The sequence below is a fragment of the Streptomyces sp. NPDC048255 genome, assembly GCF_040652415.1.
Classification (GTDB): Bacteria; Actinomycetota; Actinomycetes; order Streptomycetales; family Streptomycetaceae; genus Streptomyces.
The window spans coordinates 44,249-58,102 of record NZ_JBEZMA010000002.1 but is presented as its reverse complement, the minus strand read 5'-3'; the positions used below and the strand labels follow the sequence as shown (position 1 = coordinate 58,102).

Below are 13,854 nucleotides of genomic sequence, written 5' to 3'. Positions count from 1 at the left end.
CCCGAGACGACGCCCGACAACGCCCAAAGCACCGTCCTCGCCGCAGACCGGGAACTGGATCCGGCCGACGCCGACGCGTGCGAGCGAGCGAGTGGCCCGCACCCTGTGCACCCGCGGGCACGACCAGGTCGACAGCCCCGAGTGGGTGGCGCGGGCCCGCGACGCCTGGGAGGAGCTTCCGGTACTGCAGCGCCGTGAGGTGCGACGCTTTCGAAGGCATTCCGGCCCGCACGGCACCCTGGTGATCGGCGGCCTGCCCGTCGATCAGGCGGCCCTGCCCGCGACACCGACCGTACTCGGCTCGGTCCAGCGCCGGGCCACCGTCTCGGCGGCGGTGCTCACCATGGTGGCGTGCGGGCTCGGCGAGCCCCTCGCCTACCTGGCGGAGAAATCCGGCGCCCTCGTGCAGGACGTCGTGCCCGTGCCCGGGCAGGAGAGCTTCCACGGCAACGCCGGATCGGTGCCGCTGTCCTTCCACACCGAGAACGGCTTCCACCCCCACCCACCCGACTACGTGATCTTCCTGTGCCTGCGCGCCGACCACGACCAGATCGCCGGCATGCGCGTCGCCGGCATCCGCCAAGCCCTGCCGCTCCTCACCCCAGCCAGCCGCCAGACCCTGTTCGCACCGGAGTTCGTCACCACACCACCACCCTCCTTCGGCCCCGACGCTGCCGCGACCGGGTCCGATGTGAAGCCCCGACCGGTGCTGTCGGGAGCAGTCGAGGATCCCGACATACGGATGGCCCAACTCGTCACCACCCCGCTCACCTCTCGGGCCGCTGCCGCGCTGACCGAATTCGGCCGCGCCTGCGAGGCGACCGCCCGCACCCTGCGGCTGACTCCCGGCGACCTGGTCGTCATCGACAACCGCGTCACCGTCCACGGCCGCACCGCCTTCCACCCCCGTTACGACGGGGCGGACCGCTGGCTGCAACGCACTTACGTCACCACCGACCTGCGCCGCTCCCGCGACCACCGCCCCCTGTTCGGTTTGATCACCTGATGTCCGATCTGGATCAGGTTTCGGCGGGTTTGGGTTGACATCTCGACGGCATGGGGATCCACCTGGGGAAAGGGGCAGCAGAGCACCCTTGGTAGGGTGCGCCGATGTCAACGATCAAGCAGTTTCAAGTGACCTTCGACTGCGCTGAACCTGCGCGCCTCGCCGCTTTCTGGTGTGAGGTGCTGGGGTACGTCGTACCGACGGTCCCGGAGGGCTTTGCCACGTGGGAGGAGTACCACCGCTCGCTGCCGCCCGAGGACGAGATCTACTTCGCGTGTACTGATCCCTCGGGTGTGGCCCCGCGCCTGCTCTTCCAGCGAGTTCCCGAAGGCAAGGTCGTCAAGAACCGGGTGCATCTCTGTGTGCGGGCCGGCGCCGGGCTCGTGGGTGACGAGCGCCTGGCCACACTCGAGGCCGAATGCGCACGGCTGATGGCGCTCGGCGCGAAACACGTGCTGACGCAGCGCGCCGATGGCGTCAACGAGTCGTGCATCACGATGCAGGACATCGAGGGCAACGAGTTCTGCCTCGGCTGATTCTCCTCCGAGACTGCGAGGTGGGGAGCCGTCTCCCGGGGACCTCTCAGGTCCCGCATGCGGCGGGAGTCATCCCGTGAGAGCGAGGTTGTGCAGGCGGGCAACGCCGTGCATCGCGTGGCGCACACCGTCGCCTCTCAGGCGGCAGTCGCGCAGGATCTTCCAGGTCTTCATCCGGGCGAAGACGTGCTCGACTCGGGCTCGGACCCGTTTGTGGTCGTGGTTGTGTTCGGCCTGCCAGTCGGTCAGTTCGCCGCCTCGGGGCCGGCGGTTCGGGATGAAGAGGCCGGTTCCGGGGTAGCCGCCGTCGGCGATCGTGGTTGTCCGGCCGGCGGCGGCCTTGGCCCCGGATTCCTCCCATGCCCTGCAGTCGTTGCGGTTGCCGGGCAGGGGCCGGCCGACCACCACAACCAGGCGGGTGTCGGCGTCGATGACCACCTGGTGGTTCGTCGAGTAGCGATAGTTCTTCGACTGCTCGGCCACCTTGTGGTCCCGGGTGGGCACCAAGGTGCCGTCCACGATCAGCACCGCGTCCTTCGCGAACCGCTGGCGGGGATGCAGCGCGAGCCTCGGGCCGATGTCGTCGATCACTCGGTCTGCGGCCGACTTCGACACCCCGAACAGCGGGGCCAGTTGCCGCATCGTCAAGTTCGTTCGCCAGTACACGGCGACCAGCAGCACCCGGTCCTCCAGCGACAGCTTCCACGGCCGGCCCCGGCCCGGGGAGTCGGCACCCTCACGACGCAGCGCGGTCACCAACTTGCTAAAGACGGGCGGGCGCAGCCCGGTAAACGGGGCTATCCAGGAGGGCTCCGACGCCGTGATCACACCAGTCACTGCGTGATCATTCCACTGCTTCAGGTCCTGCCTGCTTGAACGCGGTGCGGCAGCGTTCAACCTGGTCGGTCACCTGCTCCATGAACCACCGCATGATCTCGTAGGGGACGACGTACTCGTCGTGGCTGTGGATGTGGACAGTGGGTTCCAGATTCGGGTCCTCGTCCGGGACGAGCGCCATCAAGACAGCAGGGCCGGGCAGGTGGGTCACCACGGCGTCGGGGTTCTCGGCCCCCCTGGCCGGCGCAGGCACAGCCTCGCTTAGCTCCACAGACCAGGCATCGTCAGGCAAGGCGTAGTGGAACAGGACGGCGTAGTGACGGCCTGCATGTTCTCGCAGCTCCCATGGCATGTCCGCAGGCTGCCACAGTCGCGGTGTCGGAGTCTCGCGGGTATCCCGCTCACACCTGAGCATGCTGAGAGGGTCACCACCACCTCCGGCTCTTGGAGGCGATCCCTATGCCTACCACCTGCCTACCACCGTCGGCCGCGGACGTGTCCTCCGCCGCTGCGGCTGCAGGGACCCCCACCGCCACCAGCTCGGCCCACGCTGCCCTCGCCTGCTCACCGACAGTGAGCACGGCGCCTGGTCCTTCGCCGTCGACGTCCCCAGCCCAGGCCGTCGGCGGACGACCATCCGCCGGGGGCGGCTTCGTCGACCACGACGCCGCTGAGACCGCGCTCGACCAGTTCCTCGAGGGCGAGGCCGGCGGGTTCGACGCGGACCCGAACCAGACGGTCGCCGCCTACCTGAACGCCTGGCTGACCGCGAAGGCCCTCGTGCTGAAGCCGACGACGATAGCCCGGTACCGCGACTACGTTCACAACGACCTCGTCCCCGAGTTCGGCACCCTCAGGCTCGATCAGCTCGCTCACCGGCACGTCTCGGCCTTCGTCACCAGCCAGCTCGCCGCCGGCCGCGGCGAGACCACTCTCTACCGGTGCCCGCCTGGTCATCACCACGCCGAAGACCCGCTCGAGCCGCGGCTGAGTGGCCATCTCGCCCCGCGTCGCCACCGCCCTCCGGCACTGTGCACAAACAACGCCCCGAACGCGCGGAGATCCTGACGATCCGTTCGCCGGTCTCGTCTTCTGCCGACCCGACGGTCGACCGCTCGGACCTCACCAGGCACTGGACCGGCTCCGCCAGCTCTCCGCGGAAGCCGGCGTCCCCAGGATCACGGTCCACGACCTACGTCACCTGGCCGCCACCATCACCATCACCGCCGGCGTGCCGCTCACCGTCGTCTCCAAGACGCTGCGGCACTCCACCCTGTCGACCACCGCCAACATCTACAGCCGGAGCTGATGTCGCGTCACTCCGTCCCCACACTGCGAGGCACGCGGCCACCCCGGACAGCACGGTGAGCAGACCGAAGAGCTGGGGGTAGCCGCCGAGAGGGCCGGCCAGGGCGGCGCCGGCCCAGGGGGCGAGGGCGGCGGCGATGTGGGCGGGGGCGCCGAGGAGTCCGGAGAGGCGACCGTAGTGGGTGGTGCCCCACCGGTCGGTGACGGCGGTGGCCTGCAGCAGGGTGAGGTTGCCGCGGACGACTCCCGCCAGGACGGCGAGGACAACCAGCAGGGGCAGCGGACCTGGAATGAGGGCGAGCGCTGCCGTGGTGGCGCCGCCGAGTGCGATGAGGGTGACGGTGCGGGCGGTGACCGTGGTGCGCGCGGACAGGCTCGCGTAGAGGGTGCGGCCGAGGGTCTGGCCGGCGCCGCCGAGCCCCAGGGCCCAGGCGGCTGTTGTGGCGTCGGCGCCGCGTTCGGTGAGGAGCGGGATGAGGCCGATGACGACGGCATACATGGCGAAGCTGGAGAGGGTGAAGGCCGCCGCCAGGACTACGAAGGGGCGGGTCTTGGCTATTGGGGTGCGGTCGGTGGTCGGCGGGGCAGGAGGCGCCGGGGGCCAGGGGGCCCGTAGGGCGAGGGCGTGGGCCGGGATGGTGATCGCGGCCAGGATGAGGGCGAGGACGGCATAGGTCTGCCGCCAGCTGAGGTGTTCCGCGAGGGTGGCGGTGAGCGGGGCGAAGACCGTGGAGGCCAGGCCGCCCGCCAGGGTGACGACGGTCAGGGCCCGGACCCGGTCGGGTCCCCACCAGCGGGTGATCGCCGCGAAGGCGGGCGGATAGAAGGTGGCCGCCATCGCGATACCGGCCAGGACCCAGCCGAGGAAGAAGACGGGCAGGTTCGGCGCGGCGGCGATGGTCAGGACGGCGAGGACTCCGATGCCGGATCCGGCGGTCATCACCGCTCGGGGACCTCGGCGGTCGAGTATCCGGCCGACGGGGATTCCGACCAGGGCGGAGACGAGCAGGGCCAGAGAGAATGCGCCGGTGGTCGCGTTGGCGGACCAGCCTGTGTCGGCGGTGAGGCGCGGGAGGAGTACGGGGAAGGCGTAGTAGACGATGCCCCAGCTGGTGATCTGCGTGGCGCAGAGGGCTGGGAGTACGGCGCGTGGCCGTGACCGGACCCCTGTTCCGGTCACGGCCACGTCGGCCTGGGTGTTGGGCACGGTGGTCAGCAGCCGCCGGAGGAGGCGGGGGCGCCGATGGTGAGGGTGGCCGGGGCGGCGCAGCAGCCGCCGCCGGTCTCTTCGGCGGCTTCGGGCTGGTCGAAGAGGCCCGCGCCGCCGCACACTCCTGTCTCGGGGAGGGTGAGTTCGACGCGCTCGGCTGCCTCCCGGTCGCCGGCGAGGGCGGCTGCAATGGAGCGGACCTGCTCGTAGCCGGTCATGGCCAGGAAGGTCGGGGCTCGGCCGTAGGACTTCATTCCGACGAGGTAGACGTCCCTCTCCGGGTGGGAGAGCTCGCCCGCGCCGTGCGGGTAGACCGTGCCGCACGAGTGCTGGTTGGGGTCGATCAGCGGGGCGAGCTCGACGGGGGCCTGGAGGCGCTCGTCCAGGCCGAGGCGCAGCTCGTCGAGGAAGGTGAGGTCGGGGCGGAAGCCGGTGAGGACGATGACCTCGTCGACCGGGTCCAGGCGGCGGCCGTCCTCGCCGACGAGGACCAGGCGGCCGTCCTCGGTCTTCTCGATGGCGTCGGTGCGGAAGCCGGTGACCGCGTCGGCGTAGCCGCCGTCGACCGCGGCCTTGGCGGCGAGGCCGAGGGCGCCGCGGGCGGGCAGTTGGTCGGCGGTGCCGCCGCCGAAGGTGGAGCCGCTGATCCCGCGCCGGAGGATCCAGGTGGCGTGCGTCCCGGTGCCGTCCTCTTCGTTCTTGGCGAGGTCGGCGAGGTAGGCGAGCGCGGTGAAGGCGGAGGCACCGGATCCGATGACGGCGGTGCGCTTGCCGGCGTACCGGGCTCGGACGGCAGGGTCCTTGAGGTCGGGGACGCGGTATGTGATGTGGTCGGCCGCGCTCTTCTCGCCGAGCGCGTGCAGGCCGCTGCCGCCGGCCGGGCTGGGGGTGGACCAGGTGCCGGAGGCATCGATGACGGCGCGGGCGAAGATCCTCTCCTCGCGGCCCTCAGGGCTGGTGAGGTGGACGACGAAGGGCTGGGTCTCGCGGTCGGCGTCGACGATGCGGTCGCGGCCGGTGCGCGAGACGCCGGTGACGGTCGCGTTGTAGCGGACGCGGTCGCCGAGGACGTCGGCCAGGGGCTGGAGGTAGAGCTCGGCCCAGTCGCCGCCGGACGGGTAGGTGGCACCGTCCGGCTTCACCCAGCCGGTGGGGGCGAGGAGCTTCTCGGCCTCGGGGTCGACGACCTCGGACCAGGTGGAGAAGAGGCGTACGTGCGACCAGTCGCGCACCGCGGAGGCGGCGGCCGGTCCGGCCTCCAGGACCAGGGGCTCGATGTCCCGCTCGATGAAGCGGGCGGCCGCGGCGAGTCCGATCGGGCCGGCGCCGATCACGACGACGGGCAGGGTTTCGGTGGATGCGTTCACGGCGGGCTCCCCAGTTGATTCGACGTCTGTCGATGTCCTGACGCCTCAAGAATGGACCCTGGATCGACGTTCGTCAACATAGACATCCATCGAAATTTCTCGGATGATGGGGGCATGACTACGAAGGTGTTGCCGCTGCTGGAGCCGGAGGCCGTGGCGGCGTGCTGCCCGCCCCTGACGGAGCGCCCGCTGACGGCCGAGGAGGCCGAGCGGACCGCGCTGATGTTCAAGGCGCTCGGCGATCCGGTCCGGCTGCGCCTCTTCTCCGCCGTGGCCTCGCACGAGGGCGGCGAGGCATGCGTGTGCGACATCTCCGACGTGGGCGTCTCCCAGCCGACGGTCTCCCACCACCTCAAGAAGCTGCGGGAGGCAGGGCTGCTGTCCTCCGAACGGCGCGGCACCTGGGTGTACTACCGGGTCGAGCCCGCGGTGCTCGCCGCCATGGGACAGCTCCTGACCCGCGCGGCCGCCGCATGAGCATCACCATCGCGCCGCTGGCCGAAGCGCACGCGGATGAGGTCCTGGCGATCTACCAGGCGGGGATGGACGAGGGCAACGCCACCTTCGAGACCACCGCCCCCACCTGGCAGGTGTTCGAGGCGGGCAAGCTGCCGGAGCACCGCTTCGCCGCCGTCGGCGAGGACGCCAAGGTCCTGGGCTGGGTGGCGGCGAGCGCGGTCTCCGACCGGTGCGCGTACGCCGGCGTGGTCGAACACTCCGTCTACGTCCACCCTGCCGCCCGGGGGCGAGGTGTCGCCATGCAGCTCCTCACCACACTGATCGGCTCGACGGAGGCGGTGGGGATCTGGACGATCCAGTCCGGCATCTTCCCCGAGAACCGTGCCAGCCTCGCCCTCCACCAGCGGGCCGGCTTCCGGATCATCGGCACCCGCGAGCGCATCGGCCGCCACCACGGCGTATGGCGCGACGTGGTCCTGCTCGAGCGCCGCAGCCCGAAGATCAGCTGACCTCACTCGTCCCGTTGACGCCCGTCGCCGCTGCCCAGGGTGAGCTGGCGGTGGTGGAAGTCGAAGTGCAGGTTCGGGTAGCGGTAGATGTCCGCGACCGTCATGAAGTCCTTGAAGAAGGGGTCCCACCGGACGGGGAAGTGCATGCCGCGGGCCCGGTCGCCGTCGGACTCGGCAGCCAGCCGACGCTGGCGGGAGTCGAGGACGCGGTCGAAGGCGACGCCCGTCCGGCGCGGCCCGAAGACCTTCACGGCCCCTCGTGGACCTGCGTAGTTGACCCAGTCGAAAGGCACGGTTCCCGCGTTAAGAAGCCGGGCGAACGCCTTGCCGACGCCGCGTGGAAGCCGCCCGAAGACACGGACCAGGACCAGCAGAGCCCGGACGAGCATGTAGCCGAAGAGCATGTGCCACAGCAGCTGCTCGTTGGTCCACTTGGTGCCGCGGGTGAGCCGGGCGAGGTCCGTCTCGGAGGCGGAGTCCAGCAGTTGGTGGAAGGTGCGGCGGGCTCGTTCGTAGTCCTCGTACACGGCCTGCCGGTCCATCGCGATCGCGTTCATCATGGCCTGCCAACTCTGGGCCTGTACTCAACGAGCCGGCCGGGGTCGCAATGATTCCCGCTCCAGGCCGGGCGTAACGGCGACGGCCGCGGGTGCACGGTCAGCCGTCCTGGAGGAGCGGGCCGAACGTCTGCTGCCCGATCTGGGTTGCGCGGGCCTGGCTGACGATCTCACCGCGCACCTCGGGGTGAGCCAGCTGCCATTGCTCGGCCGAGGCCTGGCCGGCGAAGAAGTTGAGGACGTCGCAGCACACCACGGCGGCTGGGCCCTCGCCCTCGCGGCGCCCGACGAATACGACCGCCTCGGCGGGCTCCCACGTCGCCGCGCCGTTGGCGAAGGAGACCGTCACCGGCTGGCGATCGACGGAGTCAGTGGAGGAAACGGTCACGTCCTGGCCGAGCATCGCCGAGATACCCAGGGCGTCGATCGCACACATCGACCACACGGTCACCCTGTTGGCCAGCTGCACCTGGTGCCGTGTCTCTCCTGCCGAGAACGGGTATGCGGCCTTGATCCGGCCCGATGCGTCGAGAGTCAGGAAGTCCTCGCGGTCCAGCTCCGCCAGGACCTCGCCGGCTGTCCGCCCGGCTTCTGCCGCCACGGGTTCGAGCAGGACGGCCTCCGGCACACGGCCCGTAGTGGCGAAGTGCCGCAGGACCGCCTGCTGGACCAGCCGCAGGCCGCCCTCTGCAGGCGCCCGCCTGCCCCGCCCTACCCGGCCGATCGGATCCAGCAGGCCCGTCTCGCAGCAGTCCTGCTCGTCGGCCGCCTGGGGCCTGCGCGCTCCCGAGAACGCCTCCCGTAGAGCCTGGACGCTCGGTGCACCGCCGGTGCGGCCGTCGGCGTCACGGTAGAGGCGGCACGACACCGACGGTGGAGCACCGGGGATGGGGAACGGGTCGATGCCCTCGAGGAGCACGGTCGGCGAACCGGTCATGCCCCACAGGGCCGCCGCGCCCTCGTCGGACACCTCGACCAAGTCGATCACGGCAGCACGGCCGTCGAGTGCCTCCGTGATCCGCTCCTGTACGACGGGCACGTTCGGGCACTCCGGCACTGTGAGGATCGCGATCCGCATCCCGTTGTCCTTCCAGGTCGGTGAGCTTGTGCATCGAACGTAGACCTTCCAGTGCACTGGAAGGTCAAGGGCGTAGCGTGGAGCCATGCGTATCGGTGACCTTGCAGCGGCCGGCCAGGTGACGGCCAAGACCATTCGCTTCTACGAGCAGACCGGACTGCTGCCCGCCCCGCCCCGCACGGCAGGTGGGTACCGCGACTACGGGCCGGAGGTCGTGAATCGGCTGGCATTCGTTCGAGACGCCCAGGCGGCCGGGCTGAGTCTCGCCGAGATCCGTTCGGTCCTGGACCTGCGTGACAGCGGCCAGGCCCCGTGCGGCCAGGTCACCACGCTGATCGGTGAGCACCTCGCTGAGATCGAGCGCCGTCTGGTCGAACTCCGGCAGACCCGTACCGCACTGCGCGAGCTCGCCCGACGGGCTGCCTCGATGGATCCCGACACCTGCTCGGAAGGCGACATCTGCACCATCCTCACGCAGCCGCGATCGCCACGCTGAGGACCCGGCTTCACGCGCCGAGGAGTACGGCGATTTCGCGGGCGGCTTCGCGGGCGGGGCGGCCGACGCCGATGAGGGTGGCGGAGGCCGGGCCGGTCCAGTCCCCGTAGCCAAGCAGGTGCAGGCGCGGCTCGTCCACGGCGCGGGTGCCTTCGGTGGCGATGTGGCCACGGGTGCCGCGCAGGCGCAGGGACGCGAAGTGCGCGAGGGCGGGGCGGAAGCCAGTGCACCAGATGATCGCGTCGGCTTCGGCCTGGGTGCCGTCGGCCCACTCCACCCCGGTCGCCGTGAGCCGGGTGAACATCGGCTTCGCGGTGAGGAGTCCGGCATCTCGGGCGGCTCGTACGGGCGGGACGGCGACGATGTCGCCGAGGGAGGCGACGCCGCCGTTGTCGGTGCGCCCCTCGTCGAGGGCGCGGCGGCGGGCGGTGGCGTGGTCGAAGAGGACGCGGCCGTCGATGTCGTCAGCGAGGTAACGCGGCGGGCGCTGGGTGACCCAGGTCAGGTCGGCTGTGTCGGCGAGGTCGGCGGCGATCTGAGCGCCGGAGTTCCCGCCGCCGACAACGATCACCCGCTGGCCGGTGAACGCGGCGGGGCTCGTGTACTGGACGGTGTGGAGCTGGCGGCCGGTGTAGTCGCGGCGGCCGGGGATGGCGGGCAGGAAGGGGCGGGTCCACGTTCCGGTGGCGCTGACGACGGCCCGGGCTTGCCAGTCGCCGCTGTCGGTGCCGACCCGCAGGTGGGCGCCGTCGCGGTGGACCGCGTCCACCCACACGCCGCGCTGGACGGGCAGCTCGTACCGCTTTTCGTAGTCGGCGAGGTACTCCACGACATGCTGCGCGGCCGGGTACGTCTCGCCGGGCTGGGCCGGCATCAGCCGCCCGGGCAGCGAGGAGTAGGCGGCCGGCGAGAACAGATGAAGGGAGTCCCAGGTGTGCTGCCAGGCCCCGCCGGGCGCGGCCTCGGCGTCGAGGATGACGTGCTCGACGCCCAGGCGGCGCAGGTGGTAGCCGGCGGCGAGACCTGCTTGTCCGCCGCCGATCACCACCACGTCAGTGCGCTGCGTCATGCCGCGGGCTGCTCCGTGTCGTTCCTGCCGCGCATGAAGATGACCGCCACGAGCGCCAGGCCCACGATCGCGCCGATCAGTTGCATGCCGATGAAGCCGGCCACGGAGGCTGGGGCGATGCCGGCGAAGGTGTCGGTGAAGGCGCGGCCGATGGTGACGGCCGGGTTGGCGAAGGAGGTGGAGGAGGTGAACCAGTACGCGGCGCCGATGTACGAGGCCACCGCGACGGGCGCGAAGCGGAGCCGGTCGGTGCGGGCCAGGCCGAAGATCAGCAGGATCAGGCCGGCGGTGGCGACGACCTCCCCGAGGAGGAGGTTCCCGGCGGAGCGGTCGTGCGTGGACCACTTCACCAGCGGCTCGCCGAACATCGCGTCCGCCAGGATCGCACCGGCGATGGCGCCGACGATCTGCGAGGGCACGTAGACGGCCAGCTCGCGGGCGCTGACGCCGGCGCCGCCGCGGCGGGCGGTCCACCACTCGGCGAGCGTCACAGCCGGGTTGAAGTGCGCCCCGGAGACCGGGCCGAGGAGGGCGATGAGGACGCCGAGCCCGAAGACCGTGGCGCTGGAGTTGGCCAGCAGTTGCAGGGCCACGTCCTGGGTGAGCTGCGTGGCCTGGATGCCCGAGCCGACGACTACCGCGACGAGGGCAGCGGTGCCGACGAGCTCGGCGGCGGCGCGGGCGATCAGCGGGGTGCGGGGCGGGGTCGCGCCAGGGGCGGGCTGCGGCGACGTGTCAGCGGCTATGTCGCTCTCCGCTGCGGGGACGGCGACGGGCTCGGTGGCGGTCAAGACGGGTTCTCCTCGGGCAGGTGAGGCAGAGCGGGCTATGGGCAGGACCGCTTGAGGTTCGCTTCGGCGGTGGCACGCGCGGTCGTGGCGAGGTCGGCGAACTGACCGGCGAGGGCTTCGATGACTTCCGGGCGCAGGCGGTAGTAGATGTACCGTCCGCATGGCTCCGTATCCACGACCCCGGCCTCGCGCAGCACCTTCAGGTGGTTGGAGAGGTTCGTCTGCTTGGCACCCGTCTCCTCCACGAGGTGGGTGGTGCAGAGCGTCTCCTTGGCGAGGAGGGTCACGATCCGGAGCCTGAGAGGGTCGGCCAGGACCCGGATCAGATCAGTGTCGACTGACGTCATCATGTGCTGATACTGTCACATCAGCTGGGGCTGACACCAGTCCAAGCTGACCTTATTGGCTCCTTTGAACGGGAACGCCATGTCCACGTCCTCATCGCCCCTTCTGCCGGACGAACGCCTGGCTGCGGGGGCTGCCCGTCTCGCCTCCCGGTACGCCGGCCACTTCGCGCCGGAAACCGTGCTGAGCCTGCTCGCCGACTCCTACGCACGTCTTGCCGAACAGGCACGGATCCGCACGCACCTGGTCGTGCCGGCGGAACGGCTTACCGCCGAACGCCTGGACGCCCTCGCCCACACCCAGGGGCTGATGAGCGGGCCGACCCGAGTGCTGTTCGTGTGCAGCCAGAACGCCGGCCGCTCCCAGATGGCCGCCGCTCTCCTGGCGCACCGGGCAGGCGAGCGGGTCACCGTCTCCTCCGCGGGCACCCACCCCGCCGACGCAGTGGAGCCGCACATCGCTCAGGCCCTCACCGAGGCCGACGTGGACCTGGCCGATGCCTATCCCAAGCCGCTGACCCAAGAGGTCGTCCAGGCCGCCGACGTCGTGATCACGATGGGCTGCGGCGACGTCTGCCCCGTCATGCCCGGCCGCCGCTACCTCGACTGGCCCGTGGCCGACCCTGACGGAGCGCCGATCGCCGTCGTCCGCGATGTCCGGGACGCCATCGACGCCCACATCACCGAGCTGCTCACCCAGCTCGCCCCCTGAAGCCCCACAGATCCCCACCGCAGTCGCCTCACCCCAAGGAAGAACAGATGTCCTCCGCTCCTGCCGCGTCCGTCCTGTTCGTCTGCATCCACAACGCGGGCCGCTCCCAGATGGCGGCCGGGTTCCTGCGCCACCTCGCCGGCGACCGCGTCGAGGTCCGCTCCGCCGGTTCCGTGCCCGGCGAGCAGATCAACCCCTCGGCCGTCGCCGCCATGGCCGAGCTGGGCATCGACATCTCCGACCAGAAGCCGAAGGTCCTCACCCCCGAGGCCGCCCAGGCCTCCGACTACATCATCACGATGGGCTGCGGGGACGCCTGCCCGTACTTTCCCGGCAAGACCTACCTCGACTGGCAGCTCGAGGACCCGGCCGGCCAGGGCGTCGAGGCCGTCCGCCCCATCCGCGACGAGATCAAGGTCCTCATCGAGGGCCTGATCGCCGAGATCGACGCCAAGAAGCAGGGCTGATCCCGTGACCGACGCGACCACCGCCGACGACGGCATACGCAACGTCATCATCATCGGCTCCGGCCCCGCCGGATACACCGCCGCCCTCTACACCGCCCGAGCCCAGCTGAAGCCGTTGCTGTTCGGCAGCTCCATCTTCGTCGGCGGGTCGCTGACCACCACGACCGAGGTGGAGAACTTCCCCGGCTTCCCCGACGGGGTCGACGGCCCGGACCTCATGGCGAACATGCGGGCCCAGGCCGAGAAGTTCGGCGCCGAGATGATCGACGACGACATCGTCTCCGTCGACCTCACCGGCGCGATCAAGGAAGTCACCGACTCCGAGGGCACTGTCCACCGCGCCAAGACGGTGATCGTGGCGACCGGATCCGGCTACCGCAAGCTGGGTCTGCCCAAGGAAGACGAGCTGTCCGGGCGCGGCGTGTCCTGGTGCGCCACCTGCGACGGGTTCTTCTTCCGCGACCGGGACATCGTCGTGGTCGGCGGCGGCGACACCGCCATGGAGGAAGCCACCTTCCTCACCCGCTTCGCCCGCTCGGTCACCGTCGTCCACCGCCGCTCCACCCTGCGCGCCTCCAAGGTCATGCAGAACCGGGCCTTCACCGACGACAAGATCACCTTCGCCTTCGACAGCGAAATCGCCGAGATCAAGGACAAGGACGGCATGCTCTCCGGTGTCGTCCTGCGCGACACCTTCACCGGCAAGCTCCGCGACCTTGACGTCACCGGCCTGTTCATCGCGATCGGGCACGACCCGCGCACCGAGCTGTTCACCGGACAGCTCGACCTGGACGACGAGGGCTACATCCAGACCGCCTCGCCGTCGACCCGGACGAACATCTCCGGCGTCTTCGCCGCTGGCGACGTGGTCGACCACACGTACCGCCAGGCCATCACGGCAGCCGGCACCGGCTGCACCGCGGCCCTCGACGCCGAGCGCTACCTCGCCGCGCTCGGCGACGGGAACAGCACAGAAGCTGAACTGGAGCCTGCCAAGGCCTGATCGGGTGGCCCCCACCCCGCGCGGGGGCCACCCTCATCATGTGCGCGCGTACGCCCTTCATGCGCCCCTGCGCCGCAAGCCGGAACTCCGCCCCTTACCCGTGAA

At 70.6% G+C, this 13,854-nt stretch carries 19 protein-coding genes; 10 read left to right on the top strand and 9 right to left on the bottom strand.

Features of this window, described 5'->3' with window-relative positions; all coding sequences use genetic code 11:
- Nucleotides 1-91 precede the first annotated feature (91 nt).
- Together AB0D94_RS02720 and AB0D94_RS02715 are read left to right on the top strand one after the other, a co-directional pair.
- Complete coding sequence (locus tag AB0D94_RS02720) at nucleotides 92-1,006, top strand: clavaminate synthase family protein (protein ID WP_362044582.1); 915 nt, start codon at nucleotides 92-94, stop codon at nucleotides 1,004-1,006.
- Nucleotides 1,007-1,110: 104 nt separating this feature from the next.
- Nucleotides 1,111-1,542, top strand: coding sequence for a VOC family protein (locus AB0D94_RS02715; RefSeq protein ID WP_362044580.1), 432 nt, complete (start codon nucleotides 1,111-1,113; stop codon nucleotides 1,540-1,542).
- A 69-nt stretch (nucleotides 1,543-1,611) separates the two neighbouring features.
- Here AB0D94_RS02715 and AB0D94_RS02710 read toward each other — a convergent pair whose 3' ends face one another.
- Nucleotides 1,612-2,379, bottom strand: coding sequence for a transposase (locus tag AB0D94_RS02710; RefSeq protein ID WP_362044578.1), 768 nt, complete (start codon nucleotides 2,377-2,379; stop codon nucleotides 1,612-1,614).
- 7 nt (nucleotides 2,380-2,386) lie between these two features.
- Nucleotides 2,387-2,731, bottom strand: coding sequence for a hypothetical protein (locus AB0D94_RS02705; RefSeq protein WP_362044576.1), 345 nt, complete (start codon nucleotides 2,729-2,731; stop codon nucleotides 2,387-2,389).
- A 221-nt stretch (nucleotides 2,732-2,952) separates the two neighbouring features.
- Between AB0D94_RS02705 and AB0D94_RS02700 the strand changes: the two genes are divergently transcribed.
- Nucleotides 2,953-3,447: a hypothetical protein gene (locus AB0D94_RS02700; RefSeq protein ID WP_362044574.1), complete on the top strand. Its 495-nt coding sequence runs from the start codon at nucleotides 2,953-2,955 to the stop codon at nucleotides 3,445-3,447.
- Nucleotides 3,371-3,688: a tyrosine-type recombinase/integrase gene (locus tag AB0D94_RS02695; RefSeq protein ID WP_362044572.1), complete on the top strand. Its 318-nt coding sequence runs from the start codon at nucleotides 3,371-3,373 to the stop codon at nucleotides 3,686-3,688. The genes AB0D94_RS02700 and AB0D94_RS02695 overlap by 77 nt, the downstream gene beginning before the upstream one ends.
- On the opposite strand, the gene AB0D94_RS02690 is transcribed toward AB0D94_RS02695, so the two are convergent.
- Together AB0D94_RS02690 and AB0D94_RS02685 are read right to left on the bottom strand one after the other, a co-directional pair.
- The gene (locus AB0D94_RS02690) at nucleotides 3,572-4,894 is read right to left on the bottom strand and encodes an MFS transporter (protein WP_362044570.1); all 1,323 of its coding nucleotides are present in this window, start codon (nucleotides 4,892-4,894) and stop codon (nucleotides 3,572-3,574) included. The genes AB0D94_RS02695 and AB0D94_RS02690 overlap by 117 nt on opposite strands.
- Nucleotides 4,895-4,899: 5 nt before the next feature.
- Nucleotides 4,900-6,264, bottom strand: coding sequence for an NAD(P)-binding domain-containing protein (locus AB0D94_RS02685; protein WP_362044568.1), 1,365 nt, complete (start codon nucleotides 6,262-6,264; stop codon nucleotides 4,900-4,902).
- Nucleotides 6,265-6,378: 114 nt separating this feature from the next.
- Here AB0D94_RS02685 and AB0D94_RS02680 point away from each other — a divergent pair, with 114 nt between their 5' ends.
- Both AB0D94_RS02680 and AB0D94_RS02675 read left to right on the top strand, forming a co-directional pair.
- Entirely contained in the window at nucleotides 6,379-6,741 is a 363-nt protein-coding gene (locus AB0D94_RS02680) for a metalloregulator ArsR/SmtB family transcription factor (RefSeq protein ID WP_327301128.1), read from the top strand.
- The gene (locus AB0D94_RS02675; protein WP_362044566.1) at nucleotides 6,738-7,232 is read left to right on the top strand and encodes an N-acetyltransferase family protein; all 495 of its coding nucleotides are present in this window, start codon (nucleotides 6,738-6,740) and stop codon (nucleotides 7,230-7,232) included. The genes AB0D94_RS02680 and AB0D94_RS02675 overlap by 4 nt, the downstream gene beginning before the upstream one ends.
- Nucleotides 7,233-7,234: 2 nt before the next feature.
- On the opposite strand, the gene AB0D94_RS02670 is transcribed toward AB0D94_RS02675, so the two are convergent.
- Both AB0D94_RS02670 and AB0D94_RS02665 read right to left on the bottom strand, forming a co-directional pair.
- Complete coding sequence (locus AB0D94_RS02670) at nucleotides 7,235-7,792, bottom strand: DinB family protein (protein WP_362044564.1); 558 nt, start codon at nucleotides 7,790-7,792, stop codon at nucleotides 7,235-7,237.
- Nucleotides 7,793-7,889: 97 nt separating this feature from the next.
- Complete coding sequence (locus tag AB0D94_RS02665; protein WP_362044562.1) at nucleotides 7,890-8,867, bottom strand: alkylmercury lyase family protein; 978 nt, start codon at nucleotides 8,865-8,867, stop codon at nucleotides 7,890-7,892.
- An 85-nt stretch (nucleotides 8,868-8,952) separates the two neighbouring features.
- Between AB0D94_RS02665 and AB0D94_RS02660 the strand changes: the two genes are divergently transcribed.
- A complete protein-coding gene (locus tag AB0D94_RS02660; RefSeq protein ID WP_362044560.1) occupies nucleotides 8,953-9,363 on the top strand; it encodes a heavy metal-responsive transcriptional regulator in 411 nt (136 codons plus the stop codon).
- A gap of 10 nt (nucleotides 9,364-9,373) precedes the next feature.
- Here AB0D94_RS02660 and AB0D94_RS02655 read toward each other — a convergent pair whose 3' ends face one another.
- The 3 genes from AB0D94_RS02655 to AB0D94_RS02645 are packed head-to-tail and all read right to left on the bottom strand — an operon-like array spanning nucleotide 9,374 to nucleotide 11,573.
- Complete coding sequence (locus tag AB0D94_RS02655; RefSeq protein ID WP_362044558.1) at nucleotides 9,374-10,432, bottom strand: ArsO family NAD(P)H-dependent flavin-containing monooxygenase; 1,059 nt, start codon at nucleotides 10,430-10,432, stop codon at nucleotides 9,374-9,376.
- Nucleotides 10,429-11,223 carry an MIP/aquaporin family protein gene (locus AB0D94_RS02650; RefSeq protein WP_362044556.1) on the bottom strand — a complete coding sequence of 265 codons (795 nt, stop codon included), beginning with the start codon at nucleotides 11,221-11,223 and terminating at the stop codon, nucleotides 10,429-10,431. The genes AB0D94_RS02655 and AB0D94_RS02650 overlap by 4 nt, the downstream gene beginning before the upstream one ends.
- A 35-nt stretch (nucleotides 11,224-11,258) precedes the next feature.
- Nucleotides 11,259-11,573 (bottom strand): metalloregulator ArsR/SmtB family transcription factor, encoded by a 315-nt coding sequence (locus AB0D94_RS02645; RefSeq protein ID WP_362044554.1) that lies wholly within the window; start codon nucleotides 11,571-11,573, stop codon nucleotides 11,259-11,261.
- A gap of 76 nt (nucleotides 11,574-11,649) precedes the next feature.
- On the opposite strand from AB0D94_RS02645, the gene AB0D94_RS02640 reads away from it, so the two are divergent.
- From AB0D94_RS02640 to trxB, 3 genes are read left to right on the top strand one after another with little or no spacing between them, the layout of a single operon-like run.
- On the top strand, nucleotides 11,650-12,279 hold the full coding sequence (locus tag AB0D94_RS02640) for an arsenate reductase ArsC (RefSeq protein WP_362044552.1): 630 nt from the start codon (nucleotides 11,650-11,652) through the stop codon (nucleotides 12,277-12,279).
- A 47-nt stretch (nucleotides 12,280-12,326) separates the two neighbouring features.
- On the top strand, nucleotides 12,327-12,746 hold the full coding sequence (locus AB0D94_RS02635; RefSeq protein WP_362044550.1) for an arsenate reductase ArsC: 420 nt from the start codon (nucleotides 12,327-12,329) through the stop codon (nucleotides 12,744-12,746).
- A 4-nt stretch (nucleotides 12,747-12,750) separates the two neighbouring features.
- Nucleotides 12,751-13,749 (top strand): thioredoxin-disulfide reductase, encoded by a 999-nt coding sequence (gene trxB / locus AB0D94_RS02630; RefSeq protein ID WP_362044548.1) that lies wholly within the window; start codon nucleotides 12,751-12,753, stop codon nucleotides 13,747-13,749.
- The last annotated feature ends 105 nt before the right edge of the window (nucleotides 13,750-13,854 follow it).